The organism is Streptomyces longwoodensis, from assembly GCF_001514125.1.
Taxonomy (GTDB): Bacteria; Actinomycetota; Actinomycetes; order Streptomycetales; family Streptomycetaceae; genus Streptomyces; species Streptomyces longwoodensis.
The window spans coordinates 213,445-235,488 of record NZ_KQ948555.1; the positions used below are offsets into that span (position 1 = coordinate 213,445).

The 22,044-nt window shown below is 71.7% G+C and carries 19 protein-coding genes and 1 pseudogene; 6 read left to right on the top strand and 14 right to left on the bottom strand.

What is annotated here, in order from left to right; genetic code table 11:
* Positions 1-313 precede the first annotated feature (313 nt).
* On the top strand, positions 314-841 hold the full coding sequence (locus AQJ30_RS20835; protein ID WP_067236238.1) for a universal stress protein: 528 nt from the start codon (positions 314-316) through the stop codon (positions 839-841).
* Positions 842-1,120: 279 nt separating this feature from the next.
* Here the strand turns inward: AQJ30_RS20835 and glmS are convergent, their stop codons facing one another.
* Both glmS and AQJ30_RS20845 read right to left on the bottom strand, forming a co-directional pair.
* The gene (gene glmS, locus AQJ30_RS20840; protein ID WP_067236241.1) at positions 1,121-2,938 is read right to left on the bottom strand and encodes a glutamine--fructose-6-phosphate transaminase (isomerizing); all 1,818 of its coding nucleotides are present in this window, start codon (positions 2,936-2,938) and stop codon (positions 1,121-1,123) included.
* Between the two features lie 68 nt (positions 2,939-3,006).
* The gene (locus AQJ30_RS20845; protein WP_067236243.1) at positions 3,007-3,264 is read right to left on the bottom strand and encodes a hypothetical protein; all 258 of its coding nucleotides are present in this window, start codon (positions 3,262-3,264) and stop codon (positions 3,007-3,009) included.
* Between the two features lie 186 nt (positions 3,265-3,450).
* Between AQJ30_RS20845 and AQJ30_RS20850 the strand changes: the two genes are divergently transcribed.
* Positions 3,451-5,016 carry a purple acid phosphatase family protein gene (locus tag AQJ30_RS20850; protein ID WP_067236245.1) on the top strand — a complete coding sequence of 522 codons (1,566 nt, stop codon included), beginning with the start codon at positions 3,451-3,453 and terminating at the stop codon, positions 5,014-5,016.
* A gap of 34 nt (positions 5,017-5,050) precedes the next feature.
* On the opposite strand, the pseudogene AQJ30_RS37060 reads toward AQJ30_RS20850, so the two are convergent.
* From AQJ30_RS37060 to AQJ30_RS20905, 11 genes and pseudogenes are all read right to left on the bottom strand, one after another.
* A pseudogene (locus AQJ30_RS37060) lies at positions 5,051-5,615 on the bottom strand (DUF4429 domain-containing protein).
* On the bottom strand, positions 5,612-7,381 hold the full coding sequence (locus AQJ30_RS20860) for an IucA/IucC family protein (protein ID WP_067236251.1): 1,770 nt from the start codon (positions 7,379-7,381) through the stop codon (positions 5,612-5,614). Before AQJ30_RS20860 ends, AQJ30_RS37060 begins: the two are co-directional and overlap by 4 nt.
* The gene (locus AQJ30_RS20865) at positions 7,378-7,920 is read right to left on the bottom strand and encodes a GNAT family N-acetyltransferase (RefSeq protein WP_067236254.1); all 543 of its coding nucleotides are present in this window, start codon (positions 7,918-7,920) and stop codon (positions 7,378-7,380) included. Before AQJ30_RS20865 ends, AQJ30_RS20860 begins: the two co-directional genes overlap by 4 nt.
* Complete coding sequence (locus AQJ30_RS20870) at positions 7,917-9,209, bottom strand: lysine N(6)-hydroxylase/L-ornithine N(5)-oxygenase family protein (RefSeq protein WP_067236256.1); 1,293 nt, start codon at positions 9,207-9,209, stop codon at positions 7,917-7,919. Before AQJ30_RS20870 ends, AQJ30_RS20865 begins: the two co-directional genes overlap by 4 nt.
* A complete protein-coding gene (desA, locus tag AQJ30_RS20875; RefSeq protein ID WP_067236258.1) occupies positions 9,193-10,635 on the bottom strand; it encodes a lysine decarboxylase DesA in 1,443 nt (480 codons plus the stop codon). Before desA ends, AQJ30_RS20870 begins: the two co-directional genes overlap by 17 nt.
* Positions 10,636-10,802: 167 nt before the next feature.
* Entirely contained in the window at positions 10,803-11,624 is an 822-nt protein-coding gene (locus tag AQJ30_RS20880) for a siderophore-interacting protein (RefSeq protein ID WP_067236261.1), read from the bottom strand.
* An 84-nt stretch (positions 11,625-11,708) separates the two neighbouring features.
* Positions 11,709-12,761: an ABC transporter substrate-binding protein gene (locus tag AQJ30_RS20885; RefSeq protein ID WP_067236262.1), complete on the bottom strand. Its 1,053-nt coding sequence runs from the start codon at positions 12,759-12,761 to the stop codon at positions 11,709-11,711.
* Between the two features lie 132 nt (positions 12,762-12,893).
* Positions 12,894-14,054, bottom strand: a complete 1,161-nt coding sequence (locus AQJ30_RS20890) for an acyl-CoA dehydrogenase family protein (protein WP_067236265.1) — start codon at positions 14,052-14,054, stop codon at positions 12,894-12,896.
* A gap of 5 nt (positions 14,055-14,059) precedes the next feature.
* On the bottom strand, positions 14,060-14,992 hold the full coding sequence (locus tag AQJ30_RS20895) for a hydroxymethylglutaryl-CoA lyase (RefSeq protein WP_211279053.1): 933 nt from the start codon (positions 14,990-14,992) through the stop codon (positions 14,060-14,062).
* Between the two features lie 17 nt (positions 14,993-15,009).
* Positions 15,010-16,947, bottom strand: a complete 1,938-nt coding sequence (locus AQJ30_RS20900; protein ID WP_067236271.1) for an acetyl/propionyl/methylcrotonyl-CoA carboxylase subunit alpha — start codon at positions 16,945-16,947, stop codon at positions 15,010-15,012.
* Positions 16,948-16,963: 16 nt separating this feature from the next.
* A complete protein-coding gene (locus tag AQJ30_RS20905; RefSeq protein ID WP_067236273.1) occupies positions 16,964-18,580 on the bottom strand; it encodes a carboxyl transferase domain-containing protein in 1,617 nt (538 codons plus the stop codon).
* 85 nt (positions 18,581-18,665) lie between these two features.
* On the opposite strand from AQJ30_RS20905, the gene AQJ30_RS20910 reads away from it, so the two are divergent.
* The 4 genes from AQJ30_RS20910 to AQJ30_RS20925 are packed head-to-tail and all read left to right on the top strand — an operon-like array spanning position 18,666 to position 21,626.
* Entirely contained in the window at positions 18,666-19,265 is a 600-nt protein-coding gene (locus AQJ30_RS20910) for an SACE_7040 family transcriptional regulator (RefSeq protein ID WP_067236276.1), read from the top strand.
* Positions 19,266-19,294: 29 nt separating this feature from the next.
* Positions 19,295-19,504 carry a hypothetical protein gene (locus AQJ30_RS20915; RefSeq protein ID WP_159052347.1) on the top strand — a complete coding sequence of 70 codons (210 nt, stop codon included), beginning with the start codon at positions 19,295-19,297 and terminating at the stop codon, positions 19,502-19,504.
* 46 nt (positions 19,505-19,550) lie between these two features.
* Positions 19,551-20,708 carry an acyl-CoA dehydrogenase family protein gene (locus tag AQJ30_RS20920; protein WP_067236282.1) on the top strand — a complete coding sequence of 386 codons (1,158 nt, stop codon included), beginning with the start codon at positions 19,551-19,553 and terminating at the stop codon, positions 20,706-20,708.
* Between the two features lie 36 nt (positions 20,709-20,744).
* Positions 20,745-21,626, top strand: coding sequence for an acyl-CoA thioesterase (locus AQJ30_RS20925; protein WP_067236283.1), 882 nt, complete (start codon positions 20,745-20,747; stop codon positions 21,624-21,626).
* Between the two features lie 30 nt (positions 21,627-21,656).
* On the opposite strand, the gene AQJ30_RS20930 is transcribed toward AQJ30_RS20925, so the two are convergent.
* Entirely contained in the window at positions 21,657-22,040 is a 384-nt protein-coding gene (locus AQJ30_RS20930; RefSeq protein ID WP_067236286.1) for a nuclear transport factor 2 family protein, read from the bottom strand.
* Between the last annotated feature and the right edge of the window lie 4 nt (positions 22,041-22,044).

The window sequence follows — 22,044 nt, forward strand, 5'->3', positions numbered from 1 at the left end:
TGGGGGCACGGATCACCGGGTTCAACGCCCGTCCGACCGGCCGGTCACCCACCGGAATCCCGGCAGGCAGGTGAATGCCGCCCAAACCGCCTGTACGGGGCAGCAACCATTGCGTGACGGGCACCCCCTCGTGCATGCTCCCTGGAACCCCGCGCACGGTGTGCGGGGACCCCCCACCTCCGGTGCGCGGGATCTGGGCCGAGGAGGCGTGGCGCCGTACCCTTGGGGGTATGGGGTCGGGAAGATGATTCCCGGACACAGCTCCGCCGCTCAGTGTCGTCCCACCCACTAAGGATCATTCGCCGAGACAGCCATGGCCGGTCACGAATTCTTCGAACCCGCGGACCGCAAGCGGCCGGTCGCCGACCCGACGGCGGCCGATCCCCTGGCGGCGGAAGAGACGCGCCCCACCTGCGACCCGGCGTTCCAGCACGGGGTCGTGGTGGGCTTCGACGGCTCCACCTCCAGTGAGCGTGCCCTCGCGTACGCCATCGGCATGGCCCACCGCTCCCGTGCGGGCCTGATCATCGTCCACGTGGCCAACCGGCTGCCCACCACGGTGTGGGCGGGCTGCGAGCCGCCGGTCTTCGTCGACGTGCCGGACCACCGCACCGAGGTGCTCGGCCTGGAGCTGGCCTGCGCGGACTACCTCTCCGAAGTGCCCTGGATCCTGGTCGAGCGCGGCGGCGACATCTGCCACGAGCTCGAGGAGGTCGGCCGCGAGTACGAGGCGGACGCCATCGTGGTCGGCTCCACGCACGGCCTCGTGGGGCGCATGTTCGGCTCCGTCGCCGGGCGCCTCGCCAAGCGGGCCAAGCGCCCGGTCGTCGTCATCCCGTAGTCCTCGCCGTCCGCCGGCGCGCAGGTCCCCGACGACGCGGCGGGCCCGTTCCTGCTGCTGCTCGCCCTCGTGGTCCTCTCCCTGACGGTGACGGGCGGGGTCCAACTCGACCGTCAGACCTACGGGTTGTCAGCCGACGCCTAGTGGTCGGGCGCACCTGGCACGCAGAGCGGGCCCCCGCGTGCGCACCGGCACGCGGGGGCCCGCTCCCGTCGTCCCCGGGCGCCGGGGCGCCTCGCGGAGTCCTGCCCGCCCGGGGTCCTGCTCGATCCGGGGGTCCTACTCGACCGTCACCGACTTCGCCAGGTTGCGCGGCTTGTCGATGTCGCGGCCCAGGGCTTTCGCCGTGTAGTAGGCGAGGAGCTGGAGCGGGATGCCCATCAGGATGGGGTCGAGCTCGTCCTCGTTCTTCGGCACGACGATCGTGCGGTCGGCCTTCTCCTGGTGCTGGTGGGCGACGGCCAGGATCTGGCCGTGGCGGGCCTTGATCTCCTCAAGCGCCGCGCGGTTCTTCTCCAGCAGGTCGTCGTCGGGGACGATCGCGACCGTCGGCAGCGCCGGCTCGATCAGGGCCAGCGGGCCGTGCTTGAGCTCGGAGGCGGGGTAGGCCTCGGCGTGGATGTAGGAGACCTCCTTGAGCTTCAGGGACGCCTCGCGGGCCACCGGGTAGCCCCGGACGCGGCCGATGAAGAGCATCGAGCGGGCCTCGGCGAACTCGTCGGCCAGCTTCTTGATCTCCTCCTCCTGGGAGAGGATCTCGGCGATCTGCCCGGGCAGCTTGCGCAGCCCCTCGATGATCCGCTTGCCGTCGCGCACCGACAGGTCACGGGTACGGCCCAGGTGCAGGGCGAGCAGGGCGAAGGCGACCGTGGTGTTGGTGAAGCACTTGGTGGACACCACGCACACCTCGGGGCCGGCGTGCACGTAGACGCCGCCGTCCGCCTCGCGGGCGATCGCCGAGCCGACCACGTTGACCACGCCGAGGACGCGGGCGCCCTTGCGCTTGAGCTCCTGCACGGCGGCGAGGACGTCGTAGGTCTCACCGGACTGCGAGACGGCGATGTACAGCGTGTCGGGGTCGACGACCGCGTTGCGGTAGCGGAACTCCGAGGCGGGCTCGGCGTCCGCGGGGATGCGGGCCAGCTCCTCGATCATCTGGGCGCCGATCATGCCCGCGTGGTAGGAGGTGCCGCAGCCGAGGATCTTCACCCGGCGGATCTGGCGCGCCTCGCGGGCGTCCAGGTTGAGGCCGCCGAGGTGCACGGTGGAGAAGCGGTCGTCGATGCGGCCGCGCAGCACGCGGTCCACGGCGTCGGCCTGCTCGTGGATCTCCTTGTGCATGTAGGTGTCGTGGCCGCCCATGTCGTAGGAGGCGGCCTCCCACTCCACGGTGGTGGGCTCCGCGGTGGTGCGGGTGCCCTCGGTGGTGTAGGTGCGGAAGTCGTCGGCCTTGAGGGTGGCCATCTCGCCGTCGTCCAGCGTCACTATCTGCCGGGTGTGGGCGACCAGCGCGGCGATGTCGGAGGCGACGAACATCTCCTTCTCGCCGATGCCGAGGACCACCGGGGAGCCGTTGCGGGCGACGACGATGCGGTCCGGGAAGTCGGCGTGCATCACGGCGATGCCGTAGGTGCCCTCGACCACGTGCAGCGCCTGGCGGACCTTGTCCTCCAGCTTGTCGGCCTGCGCGCGGGCGATCAGGTGGGTGAGCACCTCGGTGTCGGTCTCGGAGAGGAACTCCACGCCGTCCGCCTCGAGCTTGCGGCGCAGGTCGGAGGCGTTGTCGATGATGCCGTTGTGCACCACGGCGACCTTGCTGTCGGCCGACAGGTGCGGGTGGGCGTTCACGTCGGAGGGGGCGCCATGGGTGGCCCAGCGGGTGTGGGCGATGCCGGTGGTGCCCTTGAAGCGGGCGGGCACCTTCGCCTCGAGGTCGCGCACCCGGCCCTTGGCCTTGACCATCTTCAGGGCCGGCGTCTTCGGGGAGCTGACGACGATGCCCGCCGAGTCGTAGCCGCGGTACTCCAGGCGCTGCAGGCCCTCCAGCAGCAGGGGGGCGACGTCACGCTTCCCGATGTATCCGACGATTCCGCACATGTAGGGGTGTTCCTCTTCAGTTCTCGGCTCGGTCCCGGCCGCCCGGTGGGGCGGCCCACGGCTGCGGCTCAGCCGTAGACGATGCGCCGCAGCTGACGGAGCGTGAGCTCCGGCGGCGCCACCGCGCGGTACTTCAGGTCCGCCTCGATCCGTTCGAAGATCGTCGCGTTCACCAGGCCCTGGGCCTGGAGTTCGCGGTGGCGGCGACGGACGTATTGCTCGGTCGTCTCGTCGAAATAGGCCAGCACGTCCTGGACCACCCGCAGCGCCTCGCCCCTGCTGAGGGGCGTGGTGCGGGTCAGGTGATCAAGAAGCTCGTCGTGCACCCGGTAGATCCTGGGGTACCGGCGCGACTTTCGCAAGGAACCTGCCCGATTTCGGGCAAGCGCCCGGGGGCGGGTCTTGGTCGAACATTGGAACTCTCATGAGCCCCTGTTCGGCGCCCGTCCACCCGGCGTCCCGCGAACGGTCGCCTGGGGGGACGATTTTCAGTCGTCATGGACATTCCTCGCATGGGCGTACCCGACCAGCTCGCCGACCGCATGAGCATGGCCGAGCAGCACGAGTACCTGCGCTCCCGCTTCTCCCGGCGCACGATGATGCGCGGCGGCGCGGTCACCCTCGGTGCCGTCGTCGGCGGCGCCTTCGTCCCTGGCGCCACCGCCCGGGCCGCCGTGCCCACTCGCTCCACCGCGCCCTCGGCCCAGAAGGTCGACGGCCGCCTCGTCGCCCCCTTCGGCCGCCACCTCGCCTACGGCAACGACGCGCGCACCGAGATGACCGTCTCCTGGCAGGTGCCGGTCGCCGTCGACAAGCCCTTCATCCGCATCGGCGCCCACCCCTGGGACCTCTCCCACCGGATCGGCGCCGAGATCCGCACCCTGTACACCCCGGCCGGCGTGGGCGCGAGCGCCGACCACACCCAGTACTACGTCCACGCCAAGCTGGCCGGCCTCAAGCCCGGCCGCACCTACTACTACGGCGTCGGCCACGCGGGCTTCGACCCGGCCGAGCCCCACCTGCTGGGCACCCTCGGCACGTTCACCACCGCCCCCGCCCACAAGGCGCCGTTCACCTTCACCGCCTTCGGCGACCAGGGCGTCAGCTACCACGGCCTCGCCAACGACGCCCTGATCCTCGGCCAGAACCCGGCCTTCCACCTGCACGCCGGCGACATCGCCTACGCCGACCCGGCCGGCGCCGGCAAGACCGCCGACACCGGCTTCGACGCGCGCACCTGGGACCAGTTCCTCGCCCAGACCGAGTCGGTCGCCAAGTCCGTGCCCTGGATGGTCTCCTACGGCAACCACGACATGGAGGCCTGGTACTCGCCCAACGGCTACGGCGGCGAGGAGGCCCGCTTGACCCTCCCCGACAACGGGCCCGACAAGAAGAACCTGCCGGGCGTCTACTCCTTCGTCCACGGCAACACCGCGGTCATCTCCCTCGACCCCAACGACGTCTCCTTCGAGATCCCGGCCAACCTGGGCATCTCCGGCGGCACCCAGACCACGTGGTTCGAGGGCCAGCTGAAGAAGTACCGCGCCGCCAAGGACATCGACTTCATCGTGGTCTTCTTCCACCACTGCGCCTACTGCACCTCCACCGCCCACGCCTCCGAGGGCGGCGTGCGCCAGGAGTGGGTGCCGCTGTTCGAGAAGTACCAGGTCGACCTCGTCATCAACGGCCACAACCACCAGTACGAGCGCACCGACGTCATCAAGGGCAATACGGTCACCAAGAAGCTCCCCATCGGCGGCACCGCCTACCCCGAGACCGAGGGCGTCGTCTACGTCACCGCCGGCGCCGCGGGCCGCAGCCTGTACGCCTTCACCGCCCCCGACTCCTACGAGGGCCACGAGCACGAGGTCGACGCGGTCGCCTCGTTCGTCAACACCAAGGACGGCAAGGTCAACGAGACCGTCGCCTGGTCCCGGGTGCGCTACCTCGACTACTCGTTCCTGCGCGTGGACGTCACCCCCGCGCCCAAGGGCCACTACACCACCCTGAAGGTCCAGGGCATCGCCGAGACCGGCGACCGCATCGACCACTTCACGGTGGCCCGCCGGGCCAAGTAGCCCCCGGCGCGGGCCCGCACCGGGCGGGCGGTCCTCACATCCGGTCGAGGACCGCCCGCTTGGCCCGGGTGAACTCCTCGTCGGTCAGCACGCCCGAGCGGTGCAGCTCACCCAGCTCGCGCAGCCGCCGCAGCAGCACGTCGTGGTCCCCGTCGTCCGGGGCCGGGGCCGGGGCCGTGGCCGTGCCCGCGGCCACGAGGGGCGCCGGCTCCGCCCGCACCGCCGCGGCCGGGTGCGGCAGCCGCGCCTGCACGGCCGCCGCCACCAGCGCCATCAGCGGGTCCTTGCGGAACCCCCACCCCGGCAGCAGGTAGGCGTCCACCGGGTCGGCGGGCACCCGGTCCAGGGTCAGCGCCGTGCGCACCTCGTCCACCAGGTACTCGGCGACGCCGTACCGGTCCGGCTCCACGACCAGCCGGTACGGGTCGTGCGGCTCGGCCAGCCGGCCGTCCGTCGCGAGCAGGTGGGGGTTCCCTTATGTCCTTGAGTGGGGGAGGGTCGGCGCCGTCGCGGAGCCACAGCCGCAGCCGGCCGGCCCTGCGGCCCCGCTCGAACGAGATCCCCGCCAACACCCCTAGCGGGACGCCCAGTTCGATCAGTACCCGGCGATCGGGTTCTCCACGGTGCCGACCAGCTGGAGCGCGCCGGACGGGTCCGCCAGGTCCACCATCTGCCGGTTGTCGCGCAGTTGCAGCCGGTTCAGGCAGGACAGCGCGAACTCGGGCGCGAACAGGTCGTACCGGGCGAACTTCTCGGCGAGCTGCGGCGTCGCCTCCTGGTACTCCCGGGTGACCTCGGCGACCGTGCGCCAGAAGCCGTCCTCCGTTAGCACGCCCTCGGCGGCGAGCTGGGCCGCGAGGAAGCGGAAGAAGCAGTCGAAGACGTCCGTGAAGACCGACAGCAGCTTCTGGTCCTCGGGCACCTCCACCCGGATCCGCCGCACCTCCGGCGGCAGCACCGCGTCCGGGTCCAGCACCGCGATCTCCTCGGCGATGTCCTTGTAGACCGCCCGCTGCACCACCCCGTCCCGCAGCACCAGGATCACGTTCTCGCCGTGCGGCATGTACACCAGGTCGTAGGCGTAGAAGCTGTGCAGCAACGGCGTGTAGTACGCCCGCAGGTAGCGCCGCAGCCACTCCTGCGGCTCCAGCCCCGAGCGCTCGACCAGCGCGGCCGCGAAGGACGCCCCCGCGTGGTCCACGTGCAGCAGCGAGGCCATCGTCGCCAGCGACTCGCCCTCCGCGAGCGACGGCACCGGGCTCTCCCGCCACAGCGCCGCCAGCATCTTGCGGTACGGCGAGTAGCGGTCCGTCGCCTGCTCGTACTCCAGGTGCCGGTAGCCGACCGCCGCCCGCTCCCGGATGATCGTCAGGCCCGTCGCCTTCAGCACCGGGTCGCCCTCGACGAGCCGGGCCAGCCAGTCGTTGATGGCGGGCGTCGCCTCCATGTACGCGGCCGACAGACCGCGCATGAAGCCCATGTTGAGCACGGACAGCGCCGTCTTCACGTAGTGCTTCTCGGGGTGCGAGGTGTTGAAGAACGTCCGGATGGACTGCTGGGCCAGGTACGCGTCCTCGCCCTCGCCCAGGCACACCAGGTGGCGCCGGGCGACCTCCGCGGCGAAGGTCACCGACAGCTTGTTCCACCACTGCCAGGGGTGCACCGGGATCAGCAGGTAGTCGGCCGGGTCCAGGCCCTGCGCGGCCAGCTGCCCGTGGAACCGCTCGACGGTCCCCTCGCCGAGCTCCTGCCGCAGGAACGACTCGTACTCGATGCCCGCCCCCGCCGTGAACGCGGCCCGCGACCGGTGCGCCGCCAGCCACACCAGCCGCACCGGGCTCGCCGTCTCCGGCGCGTACGACAGGTACTCGTGGACGCCGAAGCCCAGCCGCCCGTTGTTCGCCACGAAACAGGGGTGGCCCTCGGTCATCCCCGTCTCGATCGCCTGGAACCCGGCGTCGACCAGCTCCGCGACCGGCACCTGCGGCTTGGTGAGCTTGTAGCAGGTCCCCGACAGCGTCGAGGAGATCTCCTCCAGGTACACCGGCAGGATCTCGTCGCTCAGCCCCAGGGACTGCCGCAGCTCGATGCAGAAGTCCAGCGCGGCGAGCGGCAGTTCCGCCCCGCCGCGGGTCCGGGTGATCGAGCCGGCGTCGACCTGCCAGTGGTCCAGCGCCCGGCGCACGGCGGTGAACCGGTACGCGGTCAGCCCGTCGTCGCTGCGCACGACGTACCCCTCGCCCTCCGGCTCGGGCGTGATCAGCCGCTCGTGCGCGAACTCGGCGAGCGCCTTGCGCACCAGCAGGCGGTTGGCCTGCTCCCAGCGCTCGGGGGAGAGGTGGGCCACGGCGTCGGCGGGGGTCATGCGGACACCCCCGTCGCCGCGAGGAACTGCTCCCGGGTGCAGAAGCTCAGCAGCGCCCGCTTCTCCGGCTTGCGCACCTCCCGCTCGGGCACGAACCCGACGGCCTCGTTGAGGGCGTGCACGGCCGTGTTGGCCACGTCCGGCTCGACGACCACCCGCCGTACCGCCGGGTCCGCGAAGAGGTACGCCATCACCGCGGTGATGACGGCCCGCGTGAACCCGTGCTCCGGCCGGTCGGTCGCCGGCGTCAGGAAGTGCATCCCGACGTCCCCCGGCCGCGCCTCGTACAGCCCGACCAGTTCCCGGTGCGCCGGGTCGTACCGCTCCATCAGGAACGCCGGCACCCCGTCCCGCAGCCCGAGGAACGCGTCGTGGTGCTCGTCGGCCGCGATCTCCATGTAGGCCCGCTCGACGTCCTCCAGCCGGGCGTCCTGCATCATCCAGAACGCGGCCTTGGGATGCGTCACCCAGGAGTGCACGAGCCGTCCGTCGCTCAGGGGGTCCAGGGGGCGGAAGGTGAAGGTGTGGGGGGTGGTCATACGGAGAACTCCTGGAAGGCGATCGTCTTCTCGACCGGGTAGTACTCGGTGCCGAGCAGTTCGCTGATGATGTAGCTGTTGCGGTACGCGCCCATGCCCAGGTCGGGGGACGTGATGCTGTGGGTGTGGACGCCGGCGTTCTGGAGGAAGACGCCCCGGCCGGTGACGTCGATCGCGTAGTTGCGGGCGACGTCGAAGTTGCCGTGGGAGTCGTACACCAGGCGGTCGCGGACGGGGTCGAGGAACGCGGGCTCGGTGTAGTGGTAGCCGGTGGCGAGGACCAGGCCGTCGCTGGACAGCTCGAAGTCCTTGCCCTGCTCCTCCTGGCGGAAGGTGAGGGTGTAGGTGCCGTTCTCGTGGCGGGCCCCGGTGAGCGCGGAGTTGGTGAGCAGGCGGGTGGGGACCGGGCCGGCCAGGTTCTTCTGGTAGAGCAGGTCGAAGATGTCGTTGATCAGGTCGCCGTCGATGCCCTTGAACAGGCCCTTGTGCTGCTGGGTGAGGCGGTAGCGGGTGGCCTCGGGCAGGGCGCGGTAGTAGTCGACGTACTCGGGGGAGGTCATCTCCAGCGTGAGCTTGGTGTACTCCAGCGGGAAGAAGCGCGGGGAGCGGGTCACCCAGTTCAGGCGGTAGCCGTGCACGTCGATCTCACCGAGCAGGTCGTGGTAGATCTCGGCGGCGGACTGGCCGGAGCCGACCAGGGTGATCGACTCCTTCTGCCGGAGCGCGTCGCGGTGCTGCACGTAGCGGGAGTTGTGCAGGAAGTCGCCGCCCAGTCCGCGCACGGCCTCGGGCAGGTGGGGGGAGGTGCCGGTGCCCAGCACCAGGTGGCGGCCGCGGTAGGTCTCGCCGCCCTGGGTGCGCACGGCGTACACCGCGTCGCCCTCGTCGTACGTCACCTCGGTGACCGTCGTGCCGAAGCGGATGCTGCCGAGCTGGTGGGCGGCCCAGCGGCAGTAGTCGTCGTACTCGACCCGCAGCGGGTAGAAGTTCTCGCGGATGTAGAACGAGTACAGCCGGCCCTTGTCCTTCAGGTAGTTGAGGAAGGAGTAGGGCGAGGTCGGGTCGGCGAGGGTGACCAGGTCGGACATGAACGGCGTCTGGAGGTGGGCGCCGTCCAGGAACATGCCGGCGTGCCACTCGAAGTCGGGCTTGGACTCCAGGAAGACGCCGTCGAGTTCGGCGATGGGCTCGGTGAGGCAGGCGAGGCCCAGGTTGAACGGGCCGAGCCCGATGCCCACGAAGTCGTAGGTCTTCCCCGTGGCGTCGGTGGACTCAGGAAGCGCGGTCAAGGGACTCTCCCAGGTACTGCTCGGCGTGGCCGGCGATCAGGTCGAGGACGGCGGCGATGTCGCCGGTCGTCGTCTCGGGGTTGAGCAGGGTGAACTTCAGGTAGTGGCGGCCGCCGACCTTGGTGCCCGCGACCACGGCGTCACCGGAGGCGAACAGGGCCTTGCGGGCGTGGAGGTTGGCGCGGTCGATCCCGGCGGGGTCGGTGACGGCGGCGGGGACGTAGCGGAAGACCAGGGTGGACAGCGAGGGGGCGACGACGACGTCGAAGCGCGGGTCGGCGGCGAGCAGTTCCCAGCCCTGGGCGGCGAGGTCGCACACCTCGTCGAAGAGCTGTCCGATGCCGTCGGCGCCCATGACGCGCAGGGTCATCCACAGCTTGAGGGCGTCGAAGCGGCGGGTGGTCTGCAGGGACTTGTCCACCTGGTTGGGGATGCGCTCGTGCACCGTGCGGCGGGGGTTGAGGTACTCGGCGTGGTAGGTGGCGTGCCGCAGGGTGGCGGCGTCGCGGACCAGGACGGCCGAGGAACTCACCGGCTGGAAGAAGGACTTGTGGTAGTCGACGGTGACCGAGTCGGCGTGCTCGATGCCGTCGATGCGGTCCCGGTACTTCAGGGAGGCGAGCAGTCCGCAGCCGTAGGCGGCGTCGACGTGCATCCAGGTGCCGTACCGGGCGCACAGGTCGGCGATCTCGGGCAGCGGGTCGATGGAGCCGAAGTCGGTGGTGCCGGCGGTGGCGACGACGGCCATGGGGACGAGTCCGTCGCGGCGGCAGCGCTCGAGTTCGCGGGCGAGGGCGACGGTGTGCAGCCGCTTGTCGTGGTCGACGGGGAGGGTGACGACGGCGTCCGGTCCGAGGCCCAGCAGTTTCGCGGACTTCTGCACGCTGAAGTGGCTGACCTCGGAGGCGAAGACGCGCAGGGACGCGAGGTCGTCGGTCTTGGCCTCCTCGCGGGCCAGCAGCAGGGCCTGGAGGTTGGACTGGGTGCCGCCGGAGGTGAAGACGCCATCGGCGGCGGGGCCGAGGCCGATGCGGGCGGCCGTCCAGTCGATGAGCTTGCGCTCGATGAGGGTGCCGCCGGCCGACTGGTCCCAGGTGTCGAGGGAGGAGTTGATGGCCGTGAGGACCGCTTCGCCGAGGACGGCCGGGATGACGACCGGGCAGTTGAGGTGGGCGAGGTAGCGGGGGTGGTGGAAGTGGACGGCGTCGCGGAGGTAGACCTCCTCCAGCTCGTCGAGCACCGCTGCGGTGTCGTGCAGGGGCCGGTCGAGGTCGATGCGGTCGATGCGCGGCGCGAGGGCGTCGACGGCGATGCCGGTGAACGGCCGTTCGGTGGCGGCGAGGTGGGCGGCCACCCGCTCGACTCCTTCGGTCACGGTGCGGCGGTACCGCTCCGCGGTCGTGTCATTGAGCAGGTGCGAGCGCATGGTGGGGGTCCTCCGGGGGTGGGGACGGTCCGTTGGGGGACGGATCAGGGGCGGAGCCTCGGCTGAACTCAGGTAAGCCTAACCTAAGTTCCCTGGCCGGGGCACCGCCCCCGCGTGATCGTTCTCATGTTTTCAACGCCCCTTGCGCACACGGGAGTTGGTGTCCGTCACTCCACCTCGCGCAGCTGCTCCTCGGTGAGCCCCTCGCGCCAGTAACCGACGAAGGTGACCCGCCGCCGGTCGATCCCGCGCTCCGCGGTGAAGTGCCGGCGCAGCGCCTTGACGCAGCCCGACTCGCCCGCGATCCAGACGTACGGGCGGTTCGCCGGCGGCAGGCGGGCGGCCCGTACGGCGTCGACGGCCATGGGGGAGCCGTCGCGCCGTACGAGCCAGGTGACCTCGGCGTCCGCCGGGGTCGTCAGGTCCTGGACCGTCCCGCGGTCGCGCACCTCCAGCCAGGCGCGCACGCGCAGGCCGGGCGGCAGGGACTCCAGGATCGCGGCGACGGCGGGCAGCGCCGTCTCGTCGCCCCACAGCAGCACCAGGTCGGTGTCCTCGGGCGGCCGGAAGCGGATCGCCCGGTTGTCGGCGACCGCCGGCCCGAGCAGGACCACCGGGTCGCCGGCGCGCGCCCCCGCGGCCCACCGGGAGGCGTGCCCGGCGGGCTCGTGCAGGACGACGTCGACGTCGATCTCGTCGGGGTCGCGGCGCAGCGCCCGCAGGGTGTACGACCGCATCACGGCCCGTACGCCGTCGGGGAGTTCACGCCACGCCTGCCACCAGCCGTCGCCCAGCTCGACGGGGACGCGCGGGGCGTCCTGCCCCGGGTGCGGCAGGAACAGCGACAGCGACTGGTCGCGGCCGTCGGAGGCGAAGTGCCGCAGGTCCGCCCCGCCGAGGGTGACCCGGAGCAGGGACGGGCCGAGCCGCCTCGTCGTCACGACCCGCAGGGAGAAGAAACGGAACGGGGCGGCCACGGCTGTGGTCATCGGTGCTCCTCGGTCGGGAGGGGGAGGTGACCCGCGGGGGTGGTGCCAGGGGGGTGGTGCCAGGAGTGGTGCCTGGAGGAAGGGCTAGCTGACCTTCTTGGCCTTCTCCAGGGCCTCGGCGAGGGTGGTGAGCAGCGGCACGCACTTGTCGTAGGAGAGGATCGGCTCCGGCGAGCGGGCGATGACCTGGCCGGCCTTGACCGCGGGCAGCTGCTTCCAGGTCGCCTCGGTGATGTCGGCCGGCTGGATGGCCGAGGTGCGGTCGTCCATCATGATGATGTCCGCCGGGTACTTGTCGACGTTCTCCCAGCTCAGCGACTCGTACCAGCCGCCGCCCTGCTTCTTCGCGCTCTCCGGCGGCTCGACGAAGGTCACGCCGAGTGCCTTGAAGTACTCCAGGTCGATGGAGAGGTTGGTGCCGGAGACGTAGAAGAGCTCCTGGCTCGCCGAGCCGGCCATCACCTTGATGCCGGGCTTGGCCTTGGCAGCGGCACGCAGCCGGGTCGCGGCCTCCTCGAAGCGCTTCTTGGCGTCGGCGGCCTTCGCCGCGGTCAGGTCGGCGCCCAGCGACTCGGCGAGCTCCCACATGCGCTGCAGCGGCGCGGTGAGCTGACGGTCGTACACGGAGACGCCGACGCTCGGGGCGAGCTTGGCGATCTTGTCCTTGGAGGCCTCGGGGACGTACCAGAGGGTGCCGGTGGCGTCGAACATCGTGGAGATCAGCACGTCCGGCCGCAGGGCCGCGTACTTCTCGACGTTGAACTCGTCCCAGACGTTGCCGAGGATCTCGACTTTGCTGATGTCCATGTCGCCGGCCTGGACGTCGGCCTTGCCGGCGGAGGTCTTCGTCGGTCCGAAGACGCCCTTGACCTGGATGCCGTAGTCGTACAGGGCGGCGGCGACGCCGGTGAAGGCGACGATGGACGACGGGGCCTTGCCCAGCTTCACGGTGGTGCCGCGGTCGTCCTTGAACGTCCAGGGGCCGGACGTGGCCGCGCCGGTCGCCGTCGAGTCCGAGCCACCGCCGCTTTTCCCGTCGTCGTCGCCGCAGGCCGCGAGGACGGCCCCGAGGCCGAGGGCGCCGCCGGCGGCGAGGATGCCGCGGCGGGTGGGGTGGCTGGCTCTGGCGTTGGACATGGTTCGCTGCTTTCGAACAGGGCGGATCACCCGCCGGACAAGTCGAAGATAGGTTAGCCTAACCTCAGATCTTGTCCAGGGGGTGACCCACCCCCGGGGCCCTGGCCCTGGCCGTCCACGCCGGACGGGGCGTCAGCCCACCAGGCCCAACTCCCGTGCGATCAGCAGGCGCTGCACCTCGCTCGTGCCCTCCCCGATCTCCAGGATCTTGGAGTCCCGCCACATCCGGGCCACCGGGTACTCGTTCATGAAGCCGTAGCCGCCGTGGATCTGCGTGGCCTCCCGGGCGTTGTCCACCGCGACCGTCGACGAGTACAGCTTGGCCAGCGCCGCCTCCTTCTTGAACGGCGCGCCCGACACCAGCCGGGCCGCCGCGTCCCGCCAGGCGAGCCGGGCGGTGTGCGCCTTCATCTCCATGTCGGCGACCTTGAACTGGATGGCCTGGTTGGCGCCGATCGGACGGCCGAAGGCGTGCCGCTCCTTGGCGTACTTCACCGACTCGTCCACACAGCCCTGCGCCAGACCCGTGGCGAGCGCCGCGATGGCGATGCGGCCCTCGTCCAGGATGCGCAGGAACTGGGCGTAGCCGCGGCCCTCCTCGCCCAGCAGGTTCGCCGCCGGGACCCGCACGTCGTCGAAGTGCAGCTCCCGGGTGTCCGAGGCGTTCCAGCCGACCTTGGAGTAGGGCGCGGCGACCGTGAAGCCGGGCGTGCCCGAGGGGACGATGATCGCGGAGATGCGCGGTCGGCCGTCCGGCTTGCGGCCGGTGACCGCGGTGACCGTGACCAGCCCGGTGATGTCCGTCCCGGAGTTGGTGATGAAGCACTTGGTGCCGTTGATCACCCATTCGTCGGTGTCCGGGTCCAGCCGGGCCGTCGTGCGGGTGGCGCCCGCGTCCGAGCCGCCGTCCGGCTCGGTCAGGCCGAAGGCGCCGAGCACCTCGCCCGCGCACAGCCGGGGCAGCCACTCGCGCTTCTGTTCCTCGGTGCCGAACAGGTGCAGGGGCATCGCGCCCAGCGAGACGCCCGCCTCCAGGGTGATGGCCACCGAGGAGTCCACCCGGGCCAGCTCCTCCAGGGCCACGCCGAGCGCCAGGTAGTCGCCGCCCATCCCGCCGTACTCCTCGGGGAAGGGCAGCCCGAACAGGCCCATCCGGCCCATCTCCCGGACGATCTCGTACGGGAACTCGTGCCGCTCGTAGAAGTCGCCGATCTTCGGCGCGACCACGTCGTGCGCGAACGCCTCGACCGTGCGGCGAAGTTCTTCCAGTTCGGGGGAGAGCTTGAAGTCCATGGTGCTCAGTGCTCCTCGGTGTCCTCGTGGGACAGGGCTCGGACGGTGCGGGACGGGCTGGGTCGGCCCAGGTGGCCGGCCATCCACGTGCTGGTGGCGACGAGACGGCCGAGATCGACTCCGGTGTCGATGCCGAGACCCCGCAGCATCCACACGAGGTCCTCCGTGGCGAGGTTGCCGGTGGCGGACTTGGCGTACGGGCAGCCGCCGAGGCCGCCGGCGGAGGCGTCGACGGTGCTCACGCCGTGCAGCAGCGCGGCGTGGGTGTTGGCGAGGGCCTGGCCGTAGGTGTCGTGGAAGTGCACCCCGATGACGTCCGTCGGCACGCCCGCGGCGTTCAGGCCGGTCAGCAGCGCGCGGACGTGGCCGGGCGTGGCGACGCCGATGGTGTCGCCGAGGCTCAGCTCGTCGCAGCCCATGTCGCGCAGCGCGCGGCAGACCCGGACGACCTGGTCGAGCGGCACCGCGCCCTCCCAGGGGTCGCCGAAGCACATCGACACGTAGCCCCGCACGTGCGCGCCCGCGTCCCTGGCCTGCCGCACCACCGGCTCGAACACGCTCAGGGACTCGTCGAGGGTGCGGTTGAGGTTGGCCCGGGCGAAGGTCTCGGTGGCACTGGCGAAGACGGCGACCTCGCGGGCGCCGAGCGCGAGCGCCCGGTCCAGTCCGCGCAGGTTGGGCACCAGCACCGGCAGCCGCACCCCGCCGAGTCCGCTCACCATCGGGAACAGCTGCTCGGCGTCGGCGAGTTGGGGCACCCACTTGGGGTGCACGAAGCTGGTCGCCTCGATGGTGGTCAGGCCCGCGTCGGCCAGCCGGCGGATGAACTCCGCCTTGACCTCCGTCGGCACGGCCGTCTTCTCGTTCTGCAGGCCGTCGCGCGCGCCGACCTCGTGGATCCGCACCCGTGCGGGCAGGCCCTCGGCCGGCACGGTCATCGGCAGCTGGTCGTGGCTCACCCGTCCGCCTCCTCCGTCGGTGCGATCACGGCCAGCACCTGGTCCATGGCGACCGTGGCGCCGGGCGTGACGTCGAGCTCGGTGACCGTGCCGGCGTGCGGCGCGGAGACGACGTGCTCCATCTTCATCGCCTCCACCACCAGCAGGCTCTGGCCCGCGGCGACTTCGTCGCCGACCGCTACCTTCACGACCGTGACCGTCCCCGGCATGGGCGCGGTCAGCGAGTCCGCGCCCGCGTGCGCCGCCCGCCCCAGCGAGGCGGCGACCGGGTCGTGGTCGCGCACCTGCCAGGCGTCGCCGTCGCGGCCCAGCCAGTCGGCGGCGCGGTGGAAGGAGTGGCGCACCCCGTCCAGCGTCACGTCGACCCGGTCCGGTGCCACCCGGGCATCACCGGCGCACGCGTGCGTGACCGGGTCGAGGCCCGGGACCCGCAGCGGGAACGCGACCGGCTTCGGCCGCCCGCCCAGGCGCCAGCCGCTCGGCACGGAGAACGGGTCCACCCAGCCCTCGGTCCGCGGCCGCAGCGCGTCGAGCCGGACGGCCGCGGCCGCCTCGTACACCTCGTCCGGGACGTCGGTGGTCACCAGGTCGTCCACCACCCGCTCCACCAGGCCGGTGTCCAGCTCGCCCGCCACGACCGCCGGGTGGGCCAGCAGCCGGCGCAGGAACCCGGCGTTGGTCGGCACGCCCAGCGTGACCGTCTCCGCGAGGGCCGCCCGCAGCCGGCGCAGCGCGGTCTCCCGGTCCGGGCCGTAGGCGATGACCTTGGACAGCATCGGGTCGTAGAGACTGCCGACCTCGGTGCCCTCGCTGAGCCCGGAGTCGGTGCGCACGCCCTCGCCCTCCGGCTCGCGCAGCAGCAGCACGGTGCCGCCCGAGGGGAGGAAGCCGCGCGCCGGGTCCTCGGCGCAGATGCGGGCCTCCACGGCGTGCCCGGTCAGCGTCACGTCCTGCTGCCCGAAGCCCAGCCGCTCCCCGGCCGCCACCCGCAGCTGCCACTCGACCAGGTCGAGCCCGGTGACGAACTCGGTGACGGGGTGCTCCACCTGGAGGCGGGTGTTCATCTCCATGAAGTAGTACGACGACGGGTCGCCGCCCGGCACGATGAACTCCACCGTGCCCGCGCCCCGGTAGCCGCAGGAGCGCGCCGCCTGGACGGCCGCCTCGCCCATCGACGCGCGCGTGGCCTCGTCGAGGAGCACGCTCGGTGCCTCCTCGATGATCTTCTGGTGGCGCCGCTGGAGCGAGCACTCGCGCTCGCCGAGGTGGACGACGTTGCCGTGGCCGTCGGCCAGGACCTGGATCTCGATGTGCCGGGGCCGGTCCACCCACCGCTCCACCAGGAGCGTGTCGTCGCCGAAGGAGGCGCGGGCCTCGCGGCGGGCGGCGGCGATCTCGTCGGCCAGCGCGGCGGCGTCGCGCACCAGCCGCATGCCCTTGCCGCCGCCGCCCGCGGACGGCTTGAGCAGCACGGGCGTGCCGATCTCCCGGGCCGCCTCGGCGAGCTGGGCGTCCGTCAGGCCGCTGCCGCTGGAGCCCGGCACGACCGGCACGCCGGCCGCGCGCACGGTCTCCTTGGCGCGGATCTTGTCGCCCATCAGCGCGATCGCGTCCGCGGGCGGCCCGATGAAGACCAGCCCCGCCTCCTCGCAGGCGCGGGCGAAGCGGGCGTTCTCGGCGAGGAAGCCGTAGCCCGGGTGGACGGCCTGGGCGCCGGTGCGGGCGGCGGCCTCCAGCAGCCGCTCCACGGACAGGTAGCTCTCGGCGGCCGGCGGCGGGCCGATCCGGACGGCGGTGTCGGCCTCCCGGACGTGCCGCGCGTCGGCGTCCGCGTCGGAGAACACGGCGACCGAGCGCACGCCCATCGTCCGCAGCGTACGGATCACGCGCACGGCGATCTCGCCCCGGTTGGCGACGAGCACGGTGTCGAACATGGTCGGGCAGCCCCTCTTACATCCGGAAGACGCCGAACTGGGGGTCACCCAGGGGCGCGTTGGCACAGGCGGTCAGCGCGAGACCCAGCACCTGCCGGGTCTCCAGCGGGTCGATGACCCCGTCGTCCCACAGGCGGGCGGTGGCGTAGTAGGCGTTGCCCTGGCGCTCGTACTGCGCGCGCACGGGCGCCTTGAACGACTCCTCCTCCTCGGCGGACCACTCCTCGCCCCGGCCCTCCAGCTGGTCGCGCTTGACGGTGGCGAGGACGGAGGCGGCCTGCTCGCCGCCCATCACGGAGATCTTGGCGTTGGGCCACATCCACAGGAAGCGGGGCGAGTAGGCCCGGCCGCACATGGAGTAGTTGCCCGCGCCGTAGGACCCGCCGACCACGACGGTCAGCTTCGGCACGCGCGCGCAGGCGACGGCGGTGACCATCTTGGCGCCGTGCTTGGCGATGCCGCCGGCCTCGTAGTCCTTGCCGACCATGAACCCCGAGATGTTCTGGAGGAACACCAGCGGGATGCCGCGCTGGTCGCACAGCTCGATGAAGTGGGCGCCCTTCTGGGCGGACTCGGAGAAGAGGATGCCGTTGTTGGCGACGATGCCGACCGGGTGGCCGTGGACGTGGGCGAACCCGGTGACGAGGGTCTGGCCGAACTCCGACTTGAACTCCGCGAACCGGGAGCCGTCGGTGATCCGGGCGATGATCTCGCGCACGTCGTAGGGGGTGCGGGAGTCGACCGGGACGGCGCCGTACAGCCCGAGGGGGTCCACCTTCGGCTCGACGGGGGTGCGCACCTCCCAGGGCGGGGCGGGGCGGGCCGGGAGGGTCTCCACGATGGTCCGCACGATCCGCAGCGCGTGCGCGTCGTCCTCCGCGAGGTGGTCGGTGACGCCGGAGACCCGGGAGTGGACCTCGCCGCCGCCCAGCTCCTCGGCGGTGACGACCTCACCGGTGGCGGCCTTCACCAGGGGCGGTCCGCCCAGGAAGATCGTGCCCTGGCCGCGCACGATCACGGCCTCGTCGCTCATCGCCGGGACGTACGCCCCGCCGGCCGTGCAGGAGCCCAGCACGGCCGCGATCTGCGGGATGCCGGCGCCCGACATGCGTGCCTGGTTGTAGAAGATCCGCCCGAAGTGCTCGCGGTCGGGGAACACCTCGTCCTGCATCGGCAGGAAGGCGCCGCCGGAGTCCACCAGGTAGACGCAGGGCAGCCGGTTCTCCAGGGCCACCTCCTGCGCGCGCAGGTGCTTCTTCACGGTCATCGGGTAGTACGTGCCCCCCTTGACCGTGGCGTCGTTGGCCACGACCACGCACTCGCGCCCGGAGACCCGGCCGATCCCCGCGATCACCCCGGCCGCCGGGGCCTGTCCCTCGTACAGCCCGTCGGCCGCCAGCGGGGCCAGCTCCAGGAACGGCGAGCCGGGGTCGAGCAGGGTGTCCACCCGGTCCCGGGGCAGCAGCTTGCCGCGCGCGGTGTGCCGGGCGCGGGCCTTCTCCCCGCCGCCCAGCGCCGCCGCGGCCAGCTTGGCGCGCAGCTCCTCGACGAGCGCCAGGTGTGCCCGCTCGTTGGCCCGCCAGGCCTCCGACGCGGGGTCTGCCGCGCTCGTCAGCTCCGGTGCCTCGTGCATCCTGCGAACCCCTCACCTTGTTAATGAGCGTTAACGCATTTCCCTCAGGTTAACGAGCGCTAACCTCCCTGTCTAGAATCGATCCATGACCACCAGGACCGACGCCCCCACGCGGCGCGAGCAGATCCTCAAGGAGGCCGCCCGGCTCTTCGCGGAGCGCGGCTTCCACGGTGTCGGCGTCGACGAGATAGGCGCGGCCGTGGGCATCAGCGGGCCCGGTCTGTACCGCCACTTCGCGGGCAAGGACGCGATGCTCGCCGAGCTGCTGGTCGGGATCAGCGGCCAGCTGCTGACGGGGGCCAGGCGGCGCCTGGCGGAGGCCGACGGCGTGGCCGGCGCCGAGGAGGTCCTCGACTCGCTGATCGAGGGCCACATCGACTTCGCCATCGACGACCGTCCCCTGATCACCTTGCACGACCGGGAGCTGGACCGCCTCCGGGACAGCGACCGCAAGCTGGTGCGCCAGCTCCAGCGCCAGTACGTCGAGCTGTGGGTCTCCGTGGTCCGCGAGGTCTACCCGGCCCTGACCGAGCCCTCGGCCCGCTCGGCCGTGCACTCCGTCTTCGGCCTGCTCAACTCCACCCCCCACCTGAGTCGCACCGGCACCCTTCCCGGCCGCACGGCCACGGCGACCCAGCTCCACCGCATGGCCCGCGGCGCGTTCGCGGCAGCGGGCACGGAGTAGCCGCTCGCGGCCGGCCGGGGCTGGAGGTGGTGCGCAACGGCACCCTCACGCTCCGGCAGACCGGCGGCTACCTCATCGGCGTCACCCAGGACCTCGCGGCCGGACCCGTCCGGCCGTTCGTCGTCGCCCCGCACGGCCGGGCCGGCGCCTACGTCCGGGTGACCGGGCCGGAGCGTGACGAGCGTTACGGCCGGACCCCCCTGGACGGTTCGGCTACCCGTCGGTACGCTCGAATCTGAGCAAGCGCTTAGACAGGGCCGGCTGAAGGTACGTGGAGGTGGCGGCGTGCGCCGTACGGTGTTCAACGAGGATCACGAGGCGTTCCGGGAGACCCTTCGCGCCTTCATCGAGGCCGAGGTCGTACCGGTGTACGACGACTGGTTCGCCGCGGGCCAGGCGCCGCGCGACTTCTACTACAAGCTCGGCGACCTGGGCGTCTTCGGCATCAGCGTGCCCGAGGAGTTCGGCGGCGCGGGCCTGGACACCCACAAGTTCGAGGCCGTCCTGTACGAGGAGACGTCCCGCGCGGGCGTCCAGTTCGGCGGCTCCGGCGTGCACGTGCTGCTCGCCCTGCCGTACATCAAGATGCTGGCGACGGACGAGCAGAAGAAGCGGTACCTGCCGAAGTTCGTCACCGGCGAGGAGATGTGGGCCATCGCCATGACCGAGCCGGGCACCGGCTCCGACCTGGCCGGCATGAAGACCACCGCGAAGCTCTCCGAGGACGGCACGCACTACGTCCTCAACGGCTCCAAGACCTTCATCACCGGCGGTGTGCACGCCGACAAGGTCATCGTCTGCGCCCGCACCGCCGCGCCGACCGCCGAGGACCGCCGCCACGGCATCTCCCTGTTCGCCGTGGACACCAAGTCCGAGGGCTACTCCATCGGCCGCAAGCTGGACAAGCTGGGCCTGCGCACCTCCGACACCGCCGAGCTGGCGTTCGTCGACGTCAAGGTGCCCGTGGAGGACCTGCTCGGCGAGGAGAACAAGGGCTTCTACTACCTCGGCCACAACCTCGCCTCCGAGCGCTGGGGCATCGCCTTCGGCGCCTACGCGCAGGCCAAGGCCGCGGTCCGGTTCGCCAAGCAGTACGTCCAGGACCGCACCGTCTTCGGCAAGCCCGTCGCGCACTTCCAGAACACCAAGTTCGAGCTGGCCGCCTGCCAGGCCGAGGTCGACGCCGCCGAGGCCGTCGCCGACCGCGCGCTGGAGGCCCTGGACGCCGGGGAACTCACCCCCGCCGAGGCCGCCTCCGCCAAGCTGTTCTGCACCGAGGTCGCCCACCGCGTGATCGACCGCTGCCTCCAGCTGCACGGCGGCTACGGCTACATGAACGAGTACCCGATCGCCCGCCTGTACGCGGACAACCGCGTCAACCGCATCTACGGCGGCACCAGCGAGATCATGAAGACGATCATCGCCAAGGACATGGGCCTGTAGGACGCCCGTCATCACTGGCGGGTACAACTACTCCTCATGAGCCAGGCACTCCAGGACCTCCTCGATCTGCTCGACCTCGAGCAGATCGAGGAGAACATCTTCCGCGGCCAGTCCCGCTCCGCCGTCGTGCCCCGCGTCTTCGGCGGGCAGGTCGCGGCGCAGGCGCTGGTCGCCGCCGGGCGGACGGTCCCCGGGGACCGGCACGCCCACTCCCTGCACGCGTACTTCCTGCGCCTCGGGGACCCCGGCGCGCCGATCGTCTACACCGTCGAGCGCATCCGTGACGGCCGCTCCTTCACCACGCGGCGCGTGGTCGCCGTCCAGCACGGGCGGCCGATCTTCTTCCTGTCGGCGTCGTTCCAGACGTTCGAGGACGGGCTCGACCACCAGGTGCCCATGCCGCCCGCCCCCGACCCGGCCACGCTGCCCACCTCGCAGGAGCGGCTGCGCGGCTACGGCCACCTCGACCCGGACGTGGTCGAGCGGTTCCTGGAGGCGCGCGAGGCGATCGACCTGCGCTACGTCGACGAGCCGCCGTACGGACGGTTCGGCGCACCGCGCGAGCCGCACTCGCAGGTCTGGTTCCGCACCAACGGCAAGCTCGACGGCGCCGTGGACGTGCCGCTGCTGCACGTGGTGCTCGCCACCTACGTCTCCGACATGACGCTGCTCGACTCGGTGCTGCTCGCCCACGGGCGCGGCGGCTGGGCGGTCGGTGACGTCGTGGGGGCCTCGCTGGACCACGCCATGTGGTTCCACCGCCCGTTCCGCGCCGACGAATGGCTGCTGTACGACCAGGAGTCCCCGTCGGCCCACGGCGGCCGCGGCCTCGGCCAGGCCCGCATCTACACCCAGGACGGCCGCCTGGCCCTCTCGGTCATCCAGGAGGGCGTGGTCCGCGTCCCCCGGACCGACTGAGACGGGCGGGGGCCGGGCGGGGGCGGGCGGTCAGGCGTCCGCCGCGGCCGGTTCGAGGTCGCCCGCGAAGACGATCATCTGGTCGATCAGGCCCCGCCGCAGGTGGACGACGTCCGTGCCGGCCAGGCGCGGCCCGTCCCCGGGCGTGGTGAAGGCCCACCGGTAGCGCGCCCACTCGCCGGGCATGTCGACGCCCGAGCAGCGGACCATGGTGCCGGGCCCGGCCGGGTGGCGGCGCAGCTCGCGCACGAACCGCTCGACCGCCGCCACGCCCTCGCTGCGCCCCAGGGGCCCGAAGAACACCACGTCGGAGGTGAGGGCCTGGGACAGCAGCTCGGTCACGTGCCGGTCGTCCGGGACGTTGAACGCGGACAGGAACATGTCGATGGCCGACTCGGCGGCTGCTTCCTCCATGCCC